The 21,476-nt window shown below is 73.5% G+C and carries 22 protein-coding genes; 19 read left to right on the plus strand and 3 right to left on the minus strand.

Features of this window, described 5'->3' with window-relative positions; translation table 11 throughout:
• Window positions 1–84 precede the first annotated feature (84 nt).
• The 18 genes from pafA to ACZ6Z8_RS24855 all read left to right on the plus strand — a co-directional run bounded on the left by pafA (window position 85) and on the right by ACZ6Z8_RS24855 (window position 17,714).
• A complete protein-coding gene (gene pafA, locus ACZ6Z8_RS24770) occupies window positions 85–1,446 on the plus strand; it encodes a Pup--protein ligase (RefSeq protein ID WP_396537950.1) in 1,362 nt (453 codons plus the stop codon).
• Window positions 1,447–1,573: 127 nt separating this feature from the next.
• Window positions 1,574–2,563 (plus strand): FKBP-type peptidyl-prolyl cis-trans isomerase, encoded by a 990-nt coding sequence (locus tag ACZ6Z8_RS24775; RefSeq protein WP_465612262.1) that lies wholly within the window; start codon window positions 1,574–1,576, stop codon window positions 2,561–2,563.
• 214 nt (window positions 2,564–2,777) lie between these two features.
• Window positions 2,778–4,100: an FKBP-type peptidyl-prolyl cis-trans isomerase gene (locus ACZ6Z8_RS24780; protein WP_465612263.1), complete on the plus strand. Its 1,323-nt coding sequence runs from the start codon at window positions 2,778–2,780 to the stop codon at window positions 4,098–4,100.
• 163 nt (window positions 4,101–4,263) lie between these two features.
• Window positions 4,264–4,647 (plus strand): FKBP-type peptidyl-prolyl cis-trans isomerase, encoded by a 384-nt coding sequence (locus ACZ6Z8_RS24785; RefSeq protein WP_465612264.1) that lies wholly within the window; start codon window positions 4,264–4,266, stop codon window positions 4,645–4,647.
• 199 nt (window positions 4,648–4,846) lie between these two features.
• Window positions 4,847–5,827: a helix-turn-helix transcriptional regulator gene (locus ACZ6Z8_RS24790; RefSeq protein ID WP_465612265.1), complete on the plus strand. Its 981-nt coding sequence runs from the start codon at window positions 4,847–4,849 to the stop codon at window positions 5,825–5,827.
• Between the two features lie 73 nt (window positions 5,828–5,900).
• Window positions 5,901–6,857, plus strand: coding sequence for a helix-turn-helix transcriptional regulator (locus ACZ6Z8_RS24795; protein WP_380417799.1), 957 nt, complete (start codon window positions 5,901–5,903; stop codon window positions 6,855–6,857).
• A 3-nt stretch (window positions 6,858–6,860) separates the two neighbouring features.
• Complete coding sequence (locus tag ACZ6Z8_RS24800) at window positions 6,861–7,091, plus strand: hypothetical protein (RefSeq protein ID WP_465612266.1); 231 nt, start codon at window positions 6,861–6,863, stop codon at window positions 7,089–7,091.
• A 29-nt stretch (window positions 7,092–7,120) separates the two neighbouring features.
• The gene (locus tag ACZ6Z8_RS24805) at window positions 7,121–7,297 is read left to right on the plus strand and encodes a hypothetical protein (RefSeq protein WP_465612267.1); all 177 of its coding nucleotides are present in this window, start codon (window positions 7,121–7,123) and stop codon (window positions 7,295–7,297) included.
• A 209-nt stretch (window positions 7,298–7,506) separates the two neighbouring features.
• Window positions 7,507–7,794 carry a Sec-independent protein translocase subunit TatA gene (tatA, locus tag ACZ6Z8_RS24810; RefSeq protein ID WP_465612268.1) on the plus strand — a complete coding sequence of 96 codons (288 nt, stop codon included), beginning with the start codon at window positions 7,507–7,509 and terminating at the stop codon, window positions 7,792–7,794.
• A gap of 175 nt (window positions 7,795–7,969) precedes the next feature.
• Entirely contained in the window at window positions 7,970–8,863 is an 894-nt protein-coding gene (gene tatC / locus ACZ6Z8_RS24815; protein WP_465612410.1) for a twin-arginine translocase subunit TatC, read from the plus strand.
• 158 nt (window positions 8,864–9,021) lie between these two features.
• Complete coding sequence (locus ACZ6Z8_RS24820) at window positions 9,022–10,194, plus strand: NAD(P)/FAD-dependent oxidoreductase (RefSeq protein ID WP_465612411.1); 1,173 nt, start codon at window positions 9,022–9,024, stop codon at window positions 10,192–10,194.
• Between the two features lie 138 nt (window positions 10,195–10,332).
• Window positions 10,333–10,653 carry a (2Fe-2S)-binding protein gene (locus ACZ6Z8_RS24825; RefSeq protein ID WP_465612269.1) on the plus strand — a complete coding sequence of 107 codons (321 nt, stop codon included), beginning with the start codon at window positions 10,333–10,335 and terminating at the stop codon, window positions 10,651–10,653.
• Window positions 10,634–12,019, plus strand: coding sequence for an FAD/NAD(P)-dependent oxidoreductase (locus ACZ6Z8_RS24830; protein ID WP_465612270.1), 1,386 nt, complete (start codon window positions 10,634–10,636; stop codon window positions 12,017–12,019). The genes ACZ6Z8_RS24825 and ACZ6Z8_RS24830 overlap by 20 nt, the downstream gene beginning before the upstream one ends.
• A gap of 218 nt (window positions 12,020–12,237) precedes the next feature.
• Window positions 12,238–13,101, plus strand: a complete 864-nt coding sequence (locus tag ACZ6Z8_RS24835; protein WP_465612412.1) for a dihydrodipicolinate synthase family protein — start codon at window positions 12,238–12,240, stop codon at window positions 13,099–13,101.
• A gap of 107 nt (window positions 13,102–13,208) precedes the next feature.
• Complete coding sequence (locus ACZ6Z8_RS24840; protein WP_465612271.1) at window positions 13,209–14,213, plus strand: proline racemase family protein; 1,005 nt, start codon at window positions 13,209–13,211, stop codon at window positions 14,211–14,213.
• 38 nt (window positions 14,214–14,251) lie between these two features.
• Window positions 14,252–15,616, plus strand: coding sequence for an aldehyde dehydrogenase family protein (locus ACZ6Z8_RS24845; RefSeq protein ID WP_465612272.1), 1,365 nt, complete (start codon window positions 14,252–14,254; stop codon window positions 15,614–15,616).
• Window positions 15,616–16,647 carry a proline racemase family protein gene (locus ACZ6Z8_RS24850; RefSeq protein WP_465612273.1) on the plus strand — a complete coding sequence of 344 codons (1,032 nt, stop codon included), beginning with the start codon at window positions 15,616–15,618 and terminating at the stop codon, window positions 16,645–16,647. The genes ACZ6Z8_RS24845 and ACZ6Z8_RS24850 overlap by 1 nt, the downstream gene beginning before the upstream one ends.
• Window positions 16,644–17,714 carry an ornithine cyclodeaminase family protein gene (locus ACZ6Z8_RS24855; protein WP_465612274.1) on the plus strand — a complete coding sequence of 357 codons (1,071 nt, stop codon included), beginning with the start codon at window positions 16,644–16,646 and terminating at the stop codon, window positions 17,712–17,714. The genes ACZ6Z8_RS24850 and ACZ6Z8_RS24855 overlap by 4 nt, the downstream gene beginning before the upstream one ends.
• Before the next feature lie 96 nt (window positions 17,715–17,810).
• Here ACZ6Z8_RS24855 and ACZ6Z8_RS24860 read toward each other — a convergent pair whose 3' ends face one another.
• Complete coding sequence (locus ACZ6Z8_RS24860) at window positions 17,811–18,428, minus strand: TetR/AcrR family transcriptional regulator (RefSeq protein ID WP_465612275.1); 618 nt, start codon at window positions 18,426–18,428, stop codon at window positions 17,811–17,813.
• Between the two features lie 427 nt (window positions 18,429–18,855).
• Here ACZ6Z8_RS24860 and ACZ6Z8_RS24865 point away from each other — a divergent pair, with 427 nt between their 5' ends.
• Window positions 18,856–19,566, plus strand: coding sequence for a GntR family transcriptional regulator (locus tag ACZ6Z8_RS24865; protein WP_465612276.1), 711 nt, complete (start codon window positions 18,856–18,858; stop codon window positions 19,564–19,566).
• Between the two features lie 100 nt (window positions 19,567–19,666).
• Here ACZ6Z8_RS24865 and ACZ6Z8_RS24870 read toward each other — a convergent pair whose 3' ends face one another.
• Together ACZ6Z8_RS24870 and ACZ6Z8_RS24875 are read right to left on the minus strand one after the other, a co-directional pair.
• On the minus strand, window positions 19,667–20,347 hold the full coding sequence (locus ACZ6Z8_RS24870; RefSeq protein WP_465612277.1) for an ABC transporter ATP-binding protein: 681 nt from the start codon (window positions 20,345–20,347) through the stop codon (window positions 19,667–19,669).
• Window positions 20,344–21,420 carry an ABC transporter permease gene (locus ACZ6Z8_RS24875; RefSeq protein ID WP_465612278.1) on the minus strand — a complete coding sequence of 359 codons (1,077 nt, stop codon included), beginning with the start codon at window positions 21,418–21,420 and terminating at the stop codon, window positions 20,344–20,346. The genes ACZ6Z8_RS24870 and ACZ6Z8_RS24875 overlap by 4 nt, the downstream gene beginning before the upstream one ends.
• Window positions 21,421–21,476: the final 56 nt, after the last annotated feature.

The raw sequence follows: 21,476 nt of genomic DNA on the forward strand, positions 1-21,476 counted from the left end.
GTCGTACGGGACCCCGGTGCCCCTGCGGCGGCCCAGTCGTCGTGGAGGCGGTTTCGGACAGCTCCGACACGGAATGGAGTGCTCATGGACCGCCGGATTTTCGGGCTGGAGAACGAGTACGGCGTGACCTGTACGTTCCGCGGGCAGCGGCGGCTGTCGCCGGACGAGGTCGCGCGGTACCTGTTCCGCCGGGTCGTCTCCTGGGGCCGCAGCAGCAACGTCTTCCTGCGCAACGGTGCCCGCCTCTACCTCGACGTCGGCTCCCACCCCGAGTACGCCACCCCCGAGTGCGACGACGTGGTCGAGCTGGTGACGCACGACAAGGCGGGCGAGCGCATCCTCGAAGGGCTCCTGGTGGACGCCGAGCGGCGGCTGCACGAGGAGGGCATCGCGGGGGACGTCTACCTCTTCAAGAACAACACCGACTCGGCCGGGAACTCCTACGGCTGCCACGAGAACTACCTGGTGGCCCGGCACGGCGAGTTCTCCCGGCTGGCCGACGTGCTGATCCCCTTCCTGGTGACCCGCCAGCTGATCTGCGGCGCGGGCAAGGTGCTGCAGACCCCGCGCGGCGCGGTGTACTGCGTCAGCCAGCGGGCCGAGCACATCTGGGAGGGCGTCAGCTCCGCCACCACCCGCTCCCGCCCGATCATCAACACCCGGGACGAGCCGCACGCGGACGCCGAGCGCTACCGCCGGCTGCACGTGATCGTCGGCGACTCCAACATGTCCGAGACCACCACCCTGCTCAAGGTCGGTGCGACCGACCTGGTGCTGCGGCTGATCGAGGCCGGCGTGGTGATGCGCGACCTCACCCTGGAGAACCCGATCCGGGCGATCCGCGAGGTCAGCCACGACCTCACCGGCACCCACCAGGTGCGCCTCGCCAACGGCCGGGAGGCCAGCGCGCTGGACATCCAGGAGGAGTACTACACCAAGGCCCTGGAGTTCGCCGACCGCAAGGGCATCAACACCGGCACCATCGCCCGGGTCCTCGACCTGTGGGGCCGCACCCTGGAGGCCGTGCGCAGCGAGCGGCTGGACGGGGTGGCCACCGAGATCGACTGGATCATGAAGTACAAGCTCATCGAGCGCTACCGCGAGAAGCACCAGATGACGATGTCCAACCCGCGGGTCGCCCAGATCGACCTCGCGTACCACGACATCCACCGTCGGCGGGGCCTGTTCTACCTGCTCCAGGGCAAGGGCCAGGCCGAGCGGGTGACCACCGACCTCAAGACCTTCGAGGCCAAGTCGATCCCGCCGCAGACAACCCGGGCCCGGCTGCGCGGGGACTTCATCCGCCGGGCGCAGGAGCAGCGCCGGGACTTCACGGTGGACTGGGTGCACCTGAAGCTGAACGACCAGGCGCAGCGCACGGTGCTGTGCAAGGACCCGTTCCGTTCGGTGGACGAGCGGGTGGAGAAGCTGATCGCCGGCATGTGATCGCCCGATCCGTCCGATCGCCGGCACGCGTCCGGCCCCGGTGGTGTCTACCGGGGCCGGACGCGTGCCGGGCATACGCTGTCCGTCGAGTCAGGAGAGCCGACTTCGACCGACAGTAAGGACCACCGTGCGCCGCACCGCCGGTTTGCTTCTCACCCTGCCGCTGCTGCTCGCGGTGGCCTGCAGCAGCTCCCCCAAGGCGGCCGGGCCGGCGACGCCGTCCACGGTGAGCGCCGCGCCGACGGTGCCCCCGCCGGTGGCGGAGGCCTCCCCGATGCCCACTCTTTCGGGTGGCGGTTTCGGCAGCAAGGCCACCATCACCATTCCCGAGGGCCAGCAGCCCAGCGGTCAGTTCGTGGTGAACACGGTGAGCGAGGGGGAGCGGTCGACGGTCAACAAGGGTGACTGGGTGACCGTGAACTACACCGCGAAGGACTGGACCACCGGCAAGGACCTGCCGAGCTCGTACGACGACAACGGCAAGCCGCAGCTCTACCAGGCCGGCAGCGGGCAGCTGGTGCCGGCGCTGGACCAGAGCGTGATCGACAAGAAGGTGGGCACCCGGCTGCTGGTGGTGGCCCCGCCGGCGGCGGCCTTCGGGGAGAAGGGCTCCCCCGAGCTGGGCGTCAACAAGGGCGACACCGTGGTGTTCGTGCTGGACATCGTGGAGAGCCTGCCGCCGGACTCGACGCTGACCGGGAACATGACCCAGGCGGCCGCGACGCTGCCCCAGGTCAAGGACAACGGCAAGGCGCCGGTGGGCATCACGATCCCGGCGGGGCAGGCCGCGCCCACCGACCTCCAGCAGGCCGTGCTGATCAAGGGCGAGGGCAAGCAGGTCAAGACCGGGCAGACGCTGGTCGTGCAGTACACGGGGGTGCTGTGGAGCAACGGGCAGCAGTTCGACTCCTCCTGGACGCACGGTGGCGCGCAGGCGGTGCAGATCGGCACCGGCAGCGTGATCGAGGGCTGGGACAAGGGGCTGGTCGGGCAGAACGTGGGCAGCCGGGTGCTGCTGGTGGTGCCCCCGGCGCTCGGCTACAAGGACCAGGCGCAGGGGTCGGTGCCGCCGAACTCCACGCTGGTCTTCGTGATCGACATTCTGGAAGCGGTTTAGACACGCCCTAGGAAGTCGCCGGGGGGATTCCGTACGCTTGGGCGGACGCTCGTACAACGAAGCGTCCGCCCTCATCCTTAGCTGTCATACTGCCCTCGCACTGTGGCAGGCGCCGCCCGGCGCCGAGGTCCGGGCGGGCGGTACGGCGGCAGGCCGGCGCTCACCACGCCGGGCGCAGACCTGGAAGACCTCGTGGCGAGATGGATGGGGAGTCATGACTGAGAAGACGCCGAGCCCGGGCGGGGCCGGCACCGCGGCGAACGACAGCTCTGCGGGTGACCCGGCCGCCTCTCGTCCCGGCGGCCCGATCGCGGCGGACCGCGAGTCGATCGTCGTCCCCCCGGCGATCCTCGCGCAGCAGGCGGGCTGGGCGCAGCCCGGCGAGAAGCCGCGGCCGATCGGCGGGACCAAGGCGGACGACGAGGACGCCCCGCAGATCTTCGCCAGCAACGTGCGCAAGACGGACACCTCGGAGGCCGGGTACGACGAGAACCCTCCCGGCGTCGGCAAGCTGGGCGTGATCCTCGGCACGATCCTGGCGCTGCTGCTGGTCGGCAGCGGCGTCACGCTGTACATGGTGAACAAGGACGACTCCAAGGACACCTCCGCGGCCTCCCAGCCGGACGCGACCAAGTCCGCGCGGCCCACGCCGAGCGCCGAGCCGGTGCCGCCGATCAAGGACAGCGCCAAGGTGCTGCCGACGGTCACCGGTGACTTCGGCAAGAAGGCCGAGATCCAGGTGCCCGGCGAGGCCTCCGACGGCTCCTTCGTGGTGAAGGTGCTGTCCGAGGGCAGCGGCCCCAAGGTCGACAAGAACAACTGGACCTCGGTGGACTACACCGCCAAGGACTGGAACACCGGCAAGGACATCCCGAGCTCGTACGACGACAAGGGCAAGCCGCAGATCTTCCAGGCCGGCACCGACGCGCTGATCCCGGCGCTGGACCAGGCCGTGATCGGGAAGAAGGCCGGCAGCCGGCTGCTGGTGGTGGCCCCGCCGGCCGCCGCGTTCGGCTCGCAGGGCAAGTCGGACATGTCGATCGGCGCCAAGGACGACCTGATCTTCGTGATCGACATCCGCAACACCAACGCGCCGGACGCCGTGGTGAGCGGTACCGTCACGCCGCCCCCGGCGGACTTCCCGCAGGTCAAGGACAACGGCAAGAAGCCGGCCGACATCACCCCGGTGGCCGGCGCCAAGGACCCGACCGAGCTGAAGACCCACGTCCTGATCAAGGGCACCGGGCCGGTGGTGGAGAAGGGCGAGAAGGTCGTCGTCCAGTACACCGGCGCGCTGGCCAAGGACGGCAAGGTCTTCGACTCCTCGCTCAGCAAGGGCCAGGCGTTCTCCTTCGCGGTCGGCGGCGGCCAGGTCATCCAGGGGTGGGACCAGGGGCTGGCGGGCCAGACCGTCGGCAGCCGGGTCGAGCTGGTGATCCCGGCCTCGCTGGGCTACGGGGACAAGGGCCAGGGCGACATCCCGCCCGGCGCGACCCTGGTCTTCGTGGTGGACATCCTGGACGCCGGTCAGGGCTGATCCACTTTTCGGGTGACAATGGTGGACGTGTGACCTTCGGGGTCGGCCGCGTGGCCGCACCCCACGGGCGGCGGGCGCCCGTACCGTGGTCCAGGAACGGACCGTGGTGCGGGCGCCCGCCGCTTGGTCGTCTATGGAATTTGCGAACCTGAGAAGAGGGACCATGGCTGTGAACCTCAACGAGAAGCCCGAGATCGACTTCCCGATCGGCGACGCTCCCAAGGAGCTGCAGATCCGCGACATCGTCGTGGGCGACGGCGAGGAGGCCAAGCCGGGCCAGACCGTCAGCGTCCGCTACGTCGGCGTGACCTTCGCGACCGGTGAGGAGTTCGACGCGAGCTGGAACCGGGGCACCGCGCCGTTCAAGTTCCCGCTGGGCGCCGGCAAGGTCATCAAGGGCTGGGACCAGGGTGTCGTCGGCATGAAGGTCGGCGGCCGCCGCGAGCTGACCATCCCGTCGCACCTGGCGTACGGCGCCGCGTCGCCGACCCCGGCGATCCCGCCGCACTCGACCCTGATCTTCGTGGTCGACCTGCTGGCCGTCTGAGCCCGCGCTGACCTCGGGCCGGACCCCTGCGGGGGCCCGGCCCGAGGCCGTGTTCGGGCCAGAACGGCACGTGCCGGTGGGCAGGCTCGGGACGCGGCTTTTGCAGTGCGTACCGCTACCGGTACGGTCGGTCCCGCCGGGTGAGGATCGCCCGGTTGGCGCACCCCGCGCACGGCGCGGCACACCGGAAGGGTCACCGATGGCGATCGCCAAGGCAGAGCGGCTGATGAATCTCGCCCTGTGCCTGATGAACACCAGACGCCCGCTCTCCAAGAAGGAACTGCGGGAATCCATCGAGGCGTACCGCGAAGCCTGGCAGAGCAGCAGCGAGGACGCCTTCAACCGGATGTTCGAGCGGGACAAGGACGACCTGCGCGAGCTCGGCCTGGTGATCGACGTCGACGAGAGCGCGCTGGACGGCGAACTCGGCTACCTCGCCCGCCCCGACCGCAACCGGCTGCCGGAGATCGCGCTGGACGCCGAGGAGGCCGCCGCGCTCACCCTGGCGGCCCGGGTCTGGCAGCAGGCCAAGATGTCCGGCGCGGCCAGTGGCGCGCTGCAGAAGCTGCGCGCGGCCGGGGTGCCGTTCGGCGAGGCCGAGGGCCGGACCGCCCTGGAGCCGCGCATCCCCGCCCGGGAGGCCGCGTTCGAGCCGCTGCTCACCGCCGCCCGGGACCGCCGCCCGGTCACCTTCGAGTACCGCAAGGCCGGGGCCGCCGCCGTCGAGCAGCGCAGCGTCGAGCCGTGGGCGCTGGAGTGCTGGCGCGGGCACTGGTACCTGGCCGGGTACGACCGGGACCGCGGCGACGCCCGGGTGTTCCGGCTCAGCCGGATCACCGGCAAGGTGAAGGCCAAGGGCGGCGCCTTCCTGGGCACGGTGCCCGAGCACGTGGACGTCCGGGCCACCGTGGCCAAGTTCGCCGGCGAGGGCGCGACCGCCACCGCGACCGTCCGGGTCCGCCGGGGCGCGGGCTTCCCGCTGCGCACCAAGGCGCTGAACAGCACCCGGGTCGACGAGGCCTGGGACGAGCTGGAGATCCCGTACGGCAACGGGCTGGGCGCCGACCTGGCCGAGTTCGGGCCCGACGTGGTCGTGCTCGGGCCGGAGGAGCTGCGGGCGGATGTGGTCGACCGGCTGCGGGCGGTCGCGGGGCTGGACTCGGAGGACGTACGGGCGTGAGTGAGCGGAGCGAACGAACCATGGGAAGGTGCGCATCGGGCGAAGCGCCCGCCGAGCGCAGCGAGGTGGACGCATGAGCAATGCGATCGACCAGACGCGACGGATGCTGTCGCTGGTCACCTACCTGCGCGAGCGGCCCGGGGCCGAGGTCGCCGAGGTCGCCCGGGCGTTCGGGATCAGCGAGCGGGAGCTGATCGGGGACCTCAACGTGCTGCCGATGTGCGGCACCAGTTTCCGCGGCGGCGACCTGCTGGACATCGACACCGACGGCGAGCGGATCTGGTGGCACAACGTCGACGACGTGGCCCAGCCGCTGCGGCTGGCCGCCGACGAGGCCACCGCGCTGCTGGTGGCCGCCCGCGCGGTGGCCGGGCTGCCCGGCCTGCGGGCCGGCGACCGGGAAGCGCTCACCCGGGCGGTCGCCAAGATCGAGAACGCGGCCGGGGAGAGCGCCGAGGGCAGCGCCCGGGTCGGCGTGACCTTCGAGGCGGAGAGCCACGTCTTCGCCGACATCGACCGGGCGCTCAGCGAGGGCCGCCGGGTCTGGCTGCGCTACTACTCGCACGGGCGCGGCGGGATGACCGAGCGCGAGGTCGACCCGATCCGGCTGCTCACCGAGGGCCACACCTACCTTGAGGCCTGGTGCCGCACCTCGGAGGACCACCGGATGTTCCGGCTGGACCGGGTCGCCGAGATCCGCGTCCTGGACGTCCCGGCCGACCCGCCCCGGCGCGAGCCGCGCGACCTCAGCGGCGGGCTGGTCAACCCGGCGGCGGACGACCCCGAGGTGGTGGTCGAGGTCTCCTCCGGCGGTCGTTGGGTCGCCGAGTACTACACCCACGACCGGGCGGAAGAACTGCCCGACGGCGGACTGCGGATCACCCTGCGCAGCGCCGACCCCTCCCAGCTGCGCCCGCTGGCGCTGCGGCTGGGTCGGGACGGCCGGATCGTGTCGCCGCCCGAGCTGGCCGAGCAGGCGCGCTCGGCCGCGCGGGAGGCGCTGGCCGCCTACGGGGAGGGGCAGGTCTGAGCGGTGGAGCCCGGGACGAGATTCAAGGTGTACTGCTCGCAGTGCCGCGAGAAGGTCGAGCTCCCGGCCGAGGAGTTCCGGCTGACCCTCGGCCGGAGCGCGGCGCAGGCGCACTACAGCTTCGGCTGCCCGCTCTGCGGGGCGGCGGTGCGCAAGCCGGCCGGGGAGAAGATCGTCGAGGCGCTCACCGCGGCGGGGGTGCGCACCATGCGGCTCGTTCCGGCCGAGGGATAGCGCGCCCGCGCCCCGTATAGGGTGGGCGCATGTCCTGGATGCTCGTCGCCGCCGTCCTGCTCGCCACCGCGGGCCTGCTGGTCCTCGGGGTCCTCGCGATCCGGCTGTGGCTGAACGTGCGGGCGCTGGCCAAGGGCGTGGACGCGGCCTCGCGGGCGCTGGCCGAGGCCGCGGGGGAGCTGGCCTCGGCGGTTCCGCACCCCTAGCGTCCCGTGGCCGTTAGCACACCAGGGGTACCCGGTGGTACGGGGGCTGCTGTGCGGAGGTAGGGGCGGGTTACGCTCTCAGGTGGCTCCTGAACTGCGAACCGGGGGCCGCTGTCCTGTTCGGGCGGCCGTCGTCGGGGCGTCATCCGCAGCGGTTACCATCCGCGGCGGGCGGCCTGCCGGGCCGCGGTGAGTGAAGGTGGTCGCACGTGCGCATCTCGATGACCGGGATCGTGGTGATCGTGGTTCTCGCCATCGTGCTGTTCGGTGCCAAGAGGCTGCCCGAGCTGGCGCGTTCGCTGGGGCAGTCGATGCGGATCCTGAAGAGCGAGGCCAAGGCGATGCGCTCGGACGGCGAGAAGGGCGGGAGCGTGCCGCCGGCGGCGCCGCCGGTCGACGGTCCGGCGCGGTCGTCGGCCAGGACCGTCCAGTCGGCCCCGGGAGCGTCGGCCACGGCCCGTCCGGTGGCCGGGCCCGACGGCGACGCGCCGCACTGAGCGCGGCGCACGTGACGGACGTGACGTACCTGACCTACGTGACCTGCGTGACGTACGCGACGCACCAGACCACGGGGGCCCGTCGACCGGCGGGCCTCGACGCACGAGTTGAGGACCGGGGTTGAGCAAGCTCTCCAAGGCGCCGCAGAAGGCGCCCAAGGATCCTGAGGGGCGGATGGCCCTAGCCGACCACCTGCGGGAACTGCGCAACCGCGTGGTCAAGTCGGTCCTGGCGATCGTGCTGTTCGCGGTGGTCGCGGCGGTCTACCACAAGCAGATCGAGCACTTCCTGCTCCAGCCGCTGCCCCAGTGCGACAAGGCCACCTCGGGCAACTACCACGGGCGCTGCGCCCAGGTGTCCAACATCGGCCTGACCGCCGGTTTCAACTGGATGCTGAAGGTCGCGCTGACCACGGGCGTGGTGGCGGCCGTCCCGGTCTGGCTCTACCAGGTGTGGGCGTTCGTGGCGCCCGGGCTGCACAAGCACGAGAAGAAGTACGCGATCGTCTTCATGGTCTGCGGCGCCCCGCTGTTCCTGGCGGGTGTGGCCTGCGCGATCATGGTGATGCCGACCATGGTCGAGATGCTGATCTCGTTCACGCCGAGCGAGACGGTGCCGATCCTCCCGCCCGAGGACTACTTCGACATCGCCACCCGGATGGTGCTGGTCTTCGGCCTCGCCTTCGAGTTCCCGCTGCTGCTGGTGATGCTCAACCTGGTCGGCATCGTGACCGGCAAGCGGCTGCTCAGCTGGTGGCGCGGGATGGTCATGGCCATCACGGTGTTCGCGGCCTTCGCCACCCCGGGCGCCGACCCGGTCAGCATGCTGCTGCTGTCGGCGCCGATCTGGGCGCTGTACTTCCTCGCCGTGGCGGTCGCGCTGCTCAACGACCGGCGCAAGCGGCGCAACAACCCGGACGCCGACCTGGACGACGAGGAGGCCTCGCACGTCGACCTCAGCGTCCAGGCCGTCGACGGCGCGGAGTCGGTGAGCGCCTCGGTGGCGCCGACGGCCGGGCCCACGCCGGTGCCGGCCGCGCGCCATGAGCAGATGGACGACATCACCTGAGCCGGTAGGGCCTGAGGCCCCGGCCCGCCGCCTCCCGCGGTGGGCCGGGGCCTTTCGCCGTTCTCGGGCTTTCCGGTTTCGGAGTTTTGCGGCTTTGCGGCTTTGCGGGTTTGCGTGGTCTTGGCAGGGTCGATGGCATGTGACATATTACTGGCGTGCTGAAGACCTGGACACCTCCCCTGGACGTCGTCGTGGTCGGCGCCGGGGTGGTCGGCGCCGCCTGTGCCTACTACGCCGCCCGCGCCGGGCTCGCCGTCGCCGTCGTCGACCGCGGGCCGGTCGCCGGGGGCACCACCGGCGCGGGCGAGGGCAACCTGCTGGTCTCCGACAAGGAGCCCGGGCCCGAGCTCGACCTCGCCCTGCTCAGCCTCCGGCTCTGGCGCGAGCTCGCCGAACAGCTCGGCCCGGCCGTCGAGTACGAGCCCAAGGGCGGCGTGGTGGTCGCCTCGACGGCCGCCGGGCAGCAGGCGCTGCGGGACTTCGCCGCCGGTCAGACCGCGGCCGGAGTGAACGCCGAGGAGGTCCCGGCCGAGCGGCTGCACGAACTGGAGCCCCATCTCGCCCCCGGGCTGGCGGGCGGCTACCACTACCCCCAGGACGCCCAGGTGCAGCCCGCGCTCGCCGCCGCCCACCTGCTGCGTGAGGCCCGTCGGATGGGCGCCGAGCTGAGCACCGGGGAGACCGTCACGGCCGTCGAGCGTGGGCCGGACGGCGCGGTGCGCGGCGTCCGCACCGACCGCCGCCGACTGGCCGCGCCCGCCGTGGTGAACGCCACCGGCGCCTGGGGGGCCGAACTGGCCGCGCTGGCCGGGGTGCACCTGCCGGTGCTGCCCCGGCGCGGCTTCGTCCTGGTCACCGAACCGCTGCCCAGGGTCGTCCGGCACAAGGTCTACTCGGCCGACTACGTGGCCGACGTGGCCAGCGGGTCGGCCGGGCTGCAGACCTCCTCCGTGATCGAGGGCACCCCCGGCGGGCCGGTGCTGATCGGCGCCAGCCGGGAGCGGGTCGGCTTCGACCGGACCATCTCCCACGAGGCGATCGGCCGGCTGGCGGCCGAGGCGGCGGCCCTGTTCCCGGTGCTGGCGCAGGTCGCCGTGATGCGCACCTACCGGGGCTTCCGCCCGTACCTGCCGGACCACCTGCCCGCCGTCGGGGAGGACCCCCGGGTGCCCGGGCTGTACCACGCCTGCGGGCACGAGGGCGCCGGCATCGGGCTGGCGCCCGCCACCGGGCTGCTGATCAGCGAGCAACTGACCGGGAAGCGGCCGGAGCTGGACCTCGCGCCGTTCCGGGCCGACCGGTTCCCGGGGGAGGGGCGCTCCGATGGGTGACCGTGTGCCGCGTACCCGGGAGGTCCTCCCGGGGTGTTCTGCCGGGGCGTCTTCCGGGGTGTTCTTCCGGGGCGTTCCTTCCGGATCGGAGAGGCCGGTGATGGATTTGGAGAAGCCGGTGATGGATTGGAGAAGCCGGTGAAGCGTCGCCGCACCCCTGCCGCCCTGGTCGAGGCCGAACCCGGGCCCGGCCACCGGATCGAGTTCGACGGGCGTCCCGTCCGCGCCCTGCCCGGGCAGTCGATCGCCGCCGCGCTCTGGGCCGACGGCGTGCTCGCCTGGCGCACCACCCGGATCGGCGGGCGGCCGCGCGGGGCGTTCTGCGGGATCGGGGCCTGCTTCGACTGCCTGGCCACCGTCAACGGCCGGGCCAACCAGCGCCTGTGCCTGCTGCCCGCCGAGCCGGGCACCGTCGTCACCACCCAGGAGGGACACGGCCGTGCCGACCTCGCCGTCTGAGCCCTTCGACCTCGCGGTGGTCGGCGCCGGGCCGGCCGGGCTCGCCGCCGCCGTCACCGCCGCCGACCTCGGGCTGCGCTGCGTCCTGCTGGACGGCGCGGACCGGACCGGCGGCCAGTACTACCGGCACCCCGCGCCCGGGCTCGGCGCGGCCCGCCCCGACCGGCTGCACCACGGCTGGGCGGCGTACAGCGGCCTCGCCGCGCGGCTCGCGGCCCACCGGCGGGCGGAGTTCCGCGGCGGCCACCAGGTGTGGGCGCTGGAGCGGACCGGGGACGGCTTCGCGGTGCACGTCACCCTCGGGCCGGAGGCCGCCGAGCGGACCACCGTCCGGGCCCGGACGGTACTGCTCGCCACCGGTGCGTACGAGCGGCAGCTGCCGTTCCCCGGCTGGACCCTGCCCGGGGTAGTCACCGCGGGTGGTGCCCAGGCGATGCTCAAGGCCGGGCTGGTGCTGCCCGGGCGGCGGATCGTGGTGGCCGGCAGCGGTCCGCTGCTGCTCGCTGCCGCCTCCTCGCTGGTGAGCGCCGGCGCGGAGGTCCCGGCGGTGGTCGAGGCGAGCGGCTACCTCGGGTACGCCCGGCGCCCCGGCGTGCTGGCGGCCGTCCCCGCCAAGCTGGTCGAGGGCGCCGGGCACGGGAGCGCGCTGCTGCGCCACGGCGTGCGGCTGCGGCCGCGGAGCGCGGTCGTCGAGGCGCACGGCGACGAGCGGGTCACCGCGGTCACCGTCGCCCGGCTGGACGCCGACTGGCGGCCGCTGCCCGGCACCGAACGGCGGATCGACTGCGACGCGCTCGCCGTCGGCCACGGGCTGCTGCCGCAGATCGACCTGGCCACCGAACTCGGCGCGGACACCCGGACCGGGCCGGACGGCGCGGTCGCCCTGCGGGTCGACGCCCGGCTGCGCACCACCGTCCCCGGCCTGTGGTCCGCGGGGGAGACCAACGGCGTGGGCGGCGCGGACCTCGCGCTGGCCGAGGGGGAGCTGGCCGCGCACGCGATCGCCGACGCCCGGCCGGGGCGCGCGCTGCTGCGCCGCCGGGCGCGGCTGCGGGCCTTCGCCGGGCTCATGGCGGCTGCGCACCGGCCGGGGCCCGGCTGGACGGGGTGGCTGAGGCCGGACACCGACGTGTGCCGGTGCGAGGAGGTGCCGGTCGCGCGGATCCGGGAGGCGGTGGAGGAGCTCGGCGCGGGTGATCCCCGGACGGTCAAGCTGCTCACCCGCGCCGGGATGGGCTGGTGCCAGGGGCGGATGTGCGGTCCGGCGGTGGCCTGTCTGTCCGGTGCCACGGGGGCGGGGCCGGACCGGCGGCCGCTGGCCTGTCCGGTGCCGCTGTCGCAACTGGCGGCGGGCGCGTCGGAGTAGTCCGGACCGGACTCGGGCCCGGACTCGGGCCCGGACTCGAACTCGGACTCGGACTCCGGCCCGGGCCTTCGGGGCCCGGGCCGGTTCCGGGCCGTCGGAACGCGCGGGGCGGGGGCTCTTGTCTCCGGCCTGTTCCCGCTTATAAAATGTCACACCTCACCAAGGAGCTCAACGTGTCCATCACCCCGCACGACACCACCCGTCCCTGGCGCGGCATCATGGTCGCCACCACGATCCCGCTGCGCCCGGACCTCTCAGTCGACTACGACGCCTACGCCGAGCACGTCCGCTGGCTGATCGAGTCCGGCTGCGACGGCGTCGTCCCCAACGGCTCGCTGGGCGAGTATCAGACGCTCACCGCCGAGGAGCGCGCCCGGGTCGTCGAGGTGGCGATCGAGGCGGCCGGCGACGGTTCCCGGGTCATGCCCGGCGTCGCCGCGTACGGCAGCACCGAGTCCCGCCGCTGGGCCGAGCAGGCCGCCGAGGCGGGAGCGGGGTCCGTGCTGCTGCTGCCGCCCAACGCCTACCGGGCCGACCACGCCTCGGTGCGGGCGCACTACGCGGAGGTCGCCCGGGCGGGGCTGCCGGTCGTCGCCTACAACAACCCCATCGACACCAAGGTCGACCTGGTGCCCGCGCTGCTCGCCCAGCTGCACGGCGAGGGCTCGGTCGTGGCCGTCAAGGAGTTCAGCGGGGACGTCCGCAGGGCGTACGAACTCGCCGAGCTGGCGCCCGGGTTGGACCTGTTGATCGGCGCGGACGACGTGCTGCTGGAGCTCGCGCTGGCCGGTGCGGTCGGCTGGATCGCCGGGTACCCGAACGCGCTGCCGGAGGCCTGCGTGGCGCTCTACGACGCGGCCGTCGGGCTCGACCTGGAGACCGCCCTGCCGCTGTACAAGTCGCTGCACCCGCTGCTGCGCTGGGACTCCAAGACCGAGTTCGTCCAGGCCATCAAGCTCTCCATGGACATCGCCGGACGCCCCGGCGGGCCGGTCCGGGCGCCCCGGCTGCCGTTGGAGCCGGAGATCGAGGCGGCGGTGCGCGCGGCCACCGAGAAGGCGCTGGCCGAGGGCCTGGCGTAGCCGTTCGGAGCCGGCCGGCTGTGCGGGCAGCCGGCCCCGACCGGCCGCTTCGACCGCTTCGACCGCTTTCGACTGCTTCGACTGCTTCAATTGAGGAGTTGTGAGGAATGCGCAGCCGTCACGTGTTCCACGCCGTGGACTCGCACACCGAGGGCATGCCGACCCGGGTCATCACCGGGGGCTTCGGCGTCATCCCCGGCGCGACCATGGCCGAGCGCCGGGTGCACTTCCAGCAGCACCTGGACCACTTCCGCACCCTGCTGATGTACGAGCCGCGCGGGCACGCCGCGATGAGCGGTGCCGTTCTGCAGCCGCCCACCCGGCCGGACGCCGACTTCGGGGTGCTCTACATCGAGGTGTCCGGGCTGCTGCCGATGTGCGGGCACGGCACCATCGGCGTCGCCACCGTCCTGGTCGAGACCGGGATGGTGCCGGTGGTCGAGCCGGTGACGACGGTGCGGCTGGACACCCCCGCCGGGCTGGTCGTCGCCGAGGTGCGGGTCGAGGGCGGCGCCGCCAAGGCGGTGACCATCCGCAACGTGGCCTCCTACGCGGTCGCGCTGGACCGCAAGATCGAGGTGCCCGGCTACGGCACGGTCGGCTACGACCTCGCGTACGGCGGAAACTTCTACGCCATTCTGCCCCTCGCCGAGCTCGGGCTGCCGTTCGAGCGCGAGCGCAAGCAGGAGATCCTGGCCGCCGGGCTCGCCCTGATGGCCGCCGTCAACGCGGGCCCCGACCGGCCGGTGCACCCGGAGGACCCGTCCATCCACGGCTGCCACCACGTCCAGCTGCTCGCCCCCGGCTCCACCGCCGAACACTCCCGGCACGCGATGGCCATCCATCCCGGCTGGTTCGACCGCTCGCCCTGCGGCACCGGCACCTCGGCGCGGATGGCGCAGCTGCACGCGCGCGGCGAACTGCCGCTCGGGCGGGACTTCCGCAACGACTCCTTCATCGGGACGACCTTCACCGGGCGGCTGGTCGAGGAGACCGAGGTGGCCGGGCACCCCGCCGTGGTGCCCACCGTCACCGGGCGGGCCTGGGTCACCGGCACCGCCCAGTACTTCCTCGACCCGGACGACCCGTTCCCGGCGGGCTTCCTGCTCTGACGCTGTTTTTGTGAACTCGCTCCGAAGGGCTGGTAGTTGTGAGCATCACCTCGTACAACCCCGCCGACCCGGCCGACCTGGTGGTCGCCGTCGAGGCGCCCGGCGCCGAGGCCGTGCGGGCCGCCGTCGGGCGGGCCCGGGCCGCGCAGGGCGACTGGCTCGCGGCCGGTGCGGGCGCCCGCTCGGCGGCGCTCGGCCGGATCGCCGAGGCGGTCGAGGCGCACGCGGAGGAGCTGGCCGCGCTGATCGTGCGCGAGGTCGGCAAGCCGCTCGTCGAGGCGCGGGGGGAGGTCGCCCGGACGGCGGCGATCTGGCGCTACTACGCCCAGGCGCCGTACGACCCTTCCGGGGCGGTGCACGAGACCGCCGCCGGGCCGGGGCTGCTGCTCACCCGGCGCCGGCCGTACGGGGTGGCCGGGCTGATCGCGCCGTGGAACTTCCCGCTGGCGATCCCGAGTTGGAAGGCCGCTCCGGCACTGGCGGTCGGGAACACGGCGGTGCTCAAGCCCGCGCCGGAGGCGACGGCGTGCGCGCTTCGGCTGGCCGAGCTGGTCTCGCGGGCCTCGCTGCCCGAGGACGTGTTCACGGTGGTGCCCGGCGGGGCCGAGGAGGGGGCGGCGCTGGTCGACGCGGCGGACGTGGTGTCCTTCACCGGCTCGACCGGGGTCGGCCGGGCCGTGGTGCGGGCCGCCACCGGGCGCGGGGTGCCGGTGCAGGCCGAACTCGGCGGGCTGAACGCGGCGTTGGTGCTGCCGGACGCGGACGTGGAGCTGGCGGCCGGGCACGTCGCGGCCGCGATCGCCGGGTACGCCGGGCAGAAGTGCACCGCCACCAGCCGGGTGATCGCGGTGGGTGCGGCGTACCAGCCGTTGCGGGAGGCGCTGGTCAAGGCCCTTGCGGCGGTGGACGATTCGGTGTGCGGGCCGGTGGTCAACGCCGCCGCGCGGGAGCGGATGGTCGGGGCGGTCTCCTCGGCCGTCGAGGCCGGGGCGAGCGTCCTGGTCGGCGGCGGGGTGCCCGAGCGGGCCGGCTGGTACGTCGAGCCGACCCTGCTCGCCGAGGTGCCCGCCCAACACCCGCTGGCGCGTGAGGAGTTCTTCGGCCCGGTGGCGGTGCTGCACGCCGCGGCCGACCTGGACGAGGCCATCGCGCTCGCCAACGACACCCCGCACAGCCTCGCCACCTCGGTGCACACCCGCAGCCTGGACGCGGCACTGGCCGCCGCCGACCGGCTGGACGCGGGCATGATCCGGGTCAACGCCCCGTCCAGCGGCGTCGATTTCCACCTGCCGTTCGGCGGCACCAAGGGCGCGAGCCACGGCGAGCGCGAACAGGGCCGGGCGGCACTGGAGTTCTACACGGCCAGCCGGACGGTCAGCGTCCTGCCGGGCGGGGGCCTGTGATGCTCCACGTCCGCACCGTCGACTACCACACGGCCGGGGAGCCGTTCCGGATCGTGCTGGACGGGGCGCCCCCGATCCCCGGTGACAGCGTCGCCGAGCGGCGGGCCATCGCGATCGGCGCGGGCGGCAGTGCGACCGCGCCCCGGCCGAGCGCCCTGGACGAGATCCGCCGGCTGCTCGTCCGGGAGCCGCGCGGGCACGCCGGGATGTACGGCGGGTTCCTGGTGCCTCCGGACGACGAGGAGGCGCACCTGGGCGTGCTGTTCTGGCACAAGGACGGCTACTCGACCGCCTGCGGGCACGGCACCATCGCGCTCGGTGCCTGGGCCGTCGACTCCGGGCTGGTCCCGGCCCCTGAGGACGGCGTGGCCCGGGTGCGGATCGACGTGCCCTCGGGTCGGGTCACCGCGCTGGTCCACCGGGCGGGCGGGCGCACCACCGGGGTCACCTTCCGCAACGTGCCCAGCCGGGTCAGCGCCCTGAAGCTGCCGCTGGCCACCTCGCGCGGGGTGGTGGAGGTCGCCGTGGCACACGCCGGGGCGTGCTACGTCTCGGTGCCGGCGGCTTCGCTGGGCCTGGCGGTGTCGGCCGAGCAGCTCCCCGAACTCACCGCTGTGGGGCGGGAGATCAGGGAGCTGCTGGCCGGCGCCGAGGAGGTCTCACACCCGGCGGACCCGCGGCTGTCGGGGGTGTACGGCGTCGTGCTGTACGACGAACTCCCCTCGGAGGGGCGGGCCCTGGTCCAGCGGAACGTCACCGTCTTCGCGGACGGGCAGATCGACCGCTCGCCCTGCGGATCCGGGACCTCCGCCCGCCTCGCGGTGCTGGTCGCCGAGGGGCGGCTCGCGCCCGGGGAGGAGCTGCTGCACGAGTCGATCACCGGCACGGTGTTCACCGGTCGGGCGGTGGCCGGCGGCGACCCGCTGGGGGACGGGATCGTCACCGAGGTCGGCGGGGTGGCGTTCCGCACCGGGGACCACCGGTTCGTGCTGGAGCCGGGGGACTCGCTCGGGACGGGGTTCCTGCTGTGAGTGGCGCTGCGCTGCCCGGCGCCGGAGCTCCTGCTGCCGGGCCGGCCGGTGCGGGGAGGCCCGGTGCCGGGCCGTCGGGCGCGGCGTTGCCGGGTGCCGGGCTGCCGGGTGCCGGACCGCTCGGCGCTGTTGTGCTGCCCGGTACGGGGGCTGAGCCGCTCCAGTACACCGTGCCGGGCACCGGCGGGGTCGAGCCCGCCGGGGCGGTGCGGGCGATCGAGCGGGTGCTGCTGGACGGGCTGGACCCGGAGGCGGCGCCCGCCCGGTCGGCCGTACCGGTGCCGGCCGGGGAGCTGCTGCTGATGCCGGCCGCCGCCGGGCCGTACGCGGGCGTCAAGATCGCCGGGGTCGCACCGGACAACCCGGCGCGCGGGCTGCCCCGGATCACCGGCAGCTACCTGCTGCTGGACGGGCCGACGCTCCAGCCGCTGGCCGTGCTGGACGGCGCGGCCCTCACGGCCCTGCGCACGCCCGCCGTGACGGCGGCGGCGCTGGCGCGGCTTGCGGCGCCGGAGGCCGAGCACCTGGTGGTGTTCGGCTCCGGGCCGCAGGCGTACGGGCACCTGGACGCGCTGCTCGCGGTGCGGCCGCTGACCCGGCTGACCGTGGTGGCGCGCGATCCCGGGCGGGCTTCCGCGGTGGTGGAGTACGGGCGGGGTCTCGGGCTCGCGGCCGACGTAGGCGGGCCGGAGGCGGTCGGGCGGGCGGACATCCTGGTGTGCTGCACGACCGCGCGCACCCCGCTGTTCGACGGCGCGCTGGTGCCCGCCCACGCCGCCGTCGCGGCGGTCGGTTCGCACGAGCCGGAGGCGCGGGAGGTGGACGAGGTGCTGGTCGGCCGGGCCGAGCTGTACGTCGAGGCGCGGACGGTCGCGGCCCGCGAGGCCGGGGACCTGCTGATGGCGGGCGTCGGCGGACGGCAGTTGTGGAACCTGGCCGAGCTGGTGCGTGGCGACGCGCTGGTGCCGGAGGGGCGGCCGCGGTTCTTCAAGAGCGTCGGGATGGCCTGGGAGGACCTGGCCGTGGCGGCCGAGGTGTACCGGGCCGGGTGGCACCGGTCGCCGTAGCGCGTGGGTCAACTGCCTTGGGCAGCGGCAGGGTCGCGGAGCCGGAGCCGGCCCGGTGGGAAGGGATCCCCCACCGGGCCGGCTCCTTCTGTGCTCTCAGGGCCGGTAGGTGGCGAGCAGCCGGGCGAGGTGGCGGCCGGCGATGTGCAGCGGCTCCTCGCTGCGGGCGACCTGGGCGGCGAGTTCGGCGCCCTCCAGGGTGTTGATGACGGTGCCGGCCAGTTCGCGGGCGTCCTCCGGGCCGATGCCGGCGGCGCGCAGCCGTTCCTCCACGATGGCCCGCCAGTTGGCGAAGGCCTCGGTCACGGCCTGCTCGATCACCGGGGCGCGGCCGACGGTCTCCAGAGCGGTGGTGGTGATCGGGCAGCCGTCCTGCCAGTCGGAGGTGCGCAGTTCGGTGGCGAGCAGGGTGGTGCAGGTGGTGACCGCCTCGGTCAGGTCCTCGGCGGAGCCGAGGCCGGCGCGCAGGATGACGGCGAACTCCTGGTCCCCGTGCCGGATCGCCTCGGCCGCCAACTCCTGCTTCCCGCCCGGGAAGAAGTGGTAGACGGAGCCGAGGGTGGCCTGGGCCTCGCGGGAGATCTGCTTGATCCCGGTGCCCTCGTAGCCCTGCCGCTGCAGCAGCCGGGAGGTGGCCCGGACGATCCGCTCGCGGGTGCCGACGCTGCTGGTCTTCTCGGCGGTCTTCTCAGCGGTTTTCTCGGCGGTCTTCACGGGCCGAATCCTAGCCGAGGTTCTGAGTAGAGCGTTCGTTCCAGAGTTGTGCCAGCGTCGCCGTCGGCGCCGGATAGAGCGTTCGTTCCAGAGGAGGGGAATCCCTGTGTCCACCGAGCAGCAGGCGAAGCGGTCCGTGACGGTGATCGGACTCGGCCCGATGGGGCAGGCCATGGCCGGGACGTACCTGGACGCCGGCTACGCCTGACGGCGCTGGTGGGGCAGTTCCGCGGGGCGTAGTCGTCGCGCGCGGTGGCAGATGGGGGGCCGCCGGCCGTTGTCACGGCCGGCGGCCGCTGTCACCATGGCCTCTGGCGGGGTCGACGGGCGTGACGTGTTTGACGGAATGTTCGTTTCCCGGACTGTTGCACGCTCAACGTAACGTGACATTGTACGCTGGTGTTCTGCACCCACCCGGAGGAACACCATGGCCGAGCTCAAATCCCGCACCCTGATCTCCGTGCAGGAGCGGCTCCGCGACCAGGTCGCCCACGCCCTCCGGGCGGCCCTCATCTCCGGCGAACTGCGCCCCGGCGTGGTCTACTCCGCCCCCGCGCTCGCCGCCGACTTCGGCGTCTCCGCGACCCCGGTGCGCGAGGCCATGCTCGATCTCGCCCGGGAAGGGCTGGTGGAGGCCGTTCGCAACAAGGGCTTCCGGGTCACCGAGCTGACCGAGCGCGACCTCGACGACTACACCGAGATCCGCGCCCTGATCGAGGTCCCGACCGTCGGCCGGGTCACCCGCACCGCGACCAAGGAGCAGCTGGAGCGGCTGCGCCCCCAGGCCGAGGCGATCGTCGCGGCCGCCCGCAAGCACGACCTGATCGGCTACCTGGAGGCGGACCGGCAGTTCCACCTCGACCTGCTGGGGCTGGCGGGCAACGCGCGCCTGGTGGACGTGGTCGGGGACCTGCGCAAGCGCTCCCGGCTGTACGGGCTGACGCGCCTGGACGAGCAGGGGCAGCTGGTCTCCTCGGCGGAGGAGCACGTGGAGCTGCTGGACCTGATGCTCAGCGGCGACGCGGAGGCGGCCGAGGCCTGCATGACCCGGCACCTCAGCCACGTGCGCTCGCTGTGGGCAGGCCAGGACGAGGCGGCGGAGGCGGAGCGGCCGGCACTGCGACTGCGGGCCCGGTAGGGGTTAAACCACTCGTTCGGGCAGTCGTTCACGTTGCCCCAATCGATCGGGGCAACGGTGACGCTTTCGGTGGACGACGTGCTCGCTGCCAAGAAGTAGTTCAGAACGCCGCGGGGAGGGCCAGCCGGCCGTCGTGGACCTCGGCGATCTGGTCCACCGCCGTCAGGTGGGTGCGGTCGTGGGTGACCAGGACGGTCGCGGTGGCCCGCTGGTGGGTGAGCTCGGTGATCAACTCCAGTACCGCCGCCCCGCGTTCGTGGTCGAGGGCGCTGGTCGGCTCGTCCACCAGCAGGACCGTGGGGTCGTTCATCAGGGCCCGGGCGATGTTGACCCGCTGGCGCTGTCCGCCGGAGAGCTGGTGCGGGCGGCGGTGGGCCTGGTCGCGCAGGCCGACGGCGTCGAGGAGTTCCAGGGCACGGGGGAGGGCACTGCGCGGCGAGCGGCCGTCGAGGTGGGCCATCACCTGGAGCTGTTCGACGGCGGTGAGCGAGGGCAGCAGGTTGGCCTGCTGGAAGACGATGCCGATCTTGGTGCGGCGCAGGGCGGTGAGCTCGGCGCGACCGAGGCCCGCCGTGTCGGTGCCGTCCACCACCACCCGCCCGGAGTCCGGGCCGATCAGGGTCGCGGCGACCGCCAGCAGGCTGGACTTGCCGGAGCCGGACGGACCGACGACGGCCGTGAGCGAGCCCTTGGGGACGGTCAGGGAGACCTCGTCCAGGGCGGTCAGCCGGTCGTCGCCGTCCGGGTAGGTCAACGTGATGCGGTCGAGGGTCAGGCTCATCGGGCGCTCCCCAGGGCGGTCAGCGGGTCGACGGAGGTGATCCGGCGGATGGACAGGGCCGCGCCGACCGCGCCGAGGGCGATCATGACCGCGGCGGGCAGCAGCAGGGTCGGGGCGTCCAGGACGAAGGGGACGGCGGAGCCGATCAGTGAGCCGGCGCCGAGGGCGATCGCGGTGCCGACGGCCGTGCCGAGGAGCAGCAGCAGGACGGCCTGGCCGAGGGCGTCGCGCAGCAGGTAGCGGGTGGAGGCGCCGAGGGCCTTCAACACCGCGATGTCGCCGCTGCGTTGGATCGTCCAGACGGTGAAGAAGGCGCCGATCACCAGGGCCGAGATGGCGAACAGGAAGCCGCGCATCAGCTGGAGGGAGCCGTTCTCGGAGGTGTAGGAGCCGATCGCGGCGAGGGCGTCGTCCCTGGTCCGGGTCTCGGTGCCGAGGCGGCTGTCGGCGGCGGCGAGGTCGGCGCCCGCGGTGGTGCGCAGGGCGATGACGGTGGCGTGGCCGGTGCCGCCGGGGGCGAACTGCTGCCAGTCGGTGAGGCTGGTCCAGATCACCGGGGTGTGGCTGTACGCGGCGTCGCCCTCGACGGCGGCGACGGTGAGGTGGTGCCCGGCCATGGTGAAGTCGGCGCCGGCGGTGAGGTTTCCGAGCTTCTCGGCGGCGCTGGTGGAGAGCACGGCCCGGCTGGTGGTGATCCGGGCGCCCTGCGGGGCGAGGTCGGAACCGTCCGGGACGCCGAAGGCGGAGAGCGCGGCGGTGCGGGTGCCCGCGGCGGCCTTGGTGGTGGTGATGCCGAGCGGCTGGGCGGAGGTCACGCCGGGCTCGTGCGCCCAGGCCTGCCACTGGCCGGGGGTGAGCTGGGAGTCGGTGAAGGAGAGTGGCTGCCCGTCGGCGGGCTCGGCGAACACCAGGTGGTCGGCGGGCAGGCCGGTGATCGCGGAGATGTTCTGCCGGCCGAGCCCGGCGGTGAGCCCGGACAGCAGGCCGACCAGCACGGTGATCAGCACGATGACGGTTCCCATCAGGGCGAACCGCCCCTTGGCGAACCTCAGGTCCCTCCAGGCGACGAACACGGTGGGCCTTCCTGCGGATGAGACGGGTGATGGTCACACGGTCCGGGAAAGGGGGC

This window comes from Kitasatospora sp. NPDC101108, from assembly GCF_055584725.1.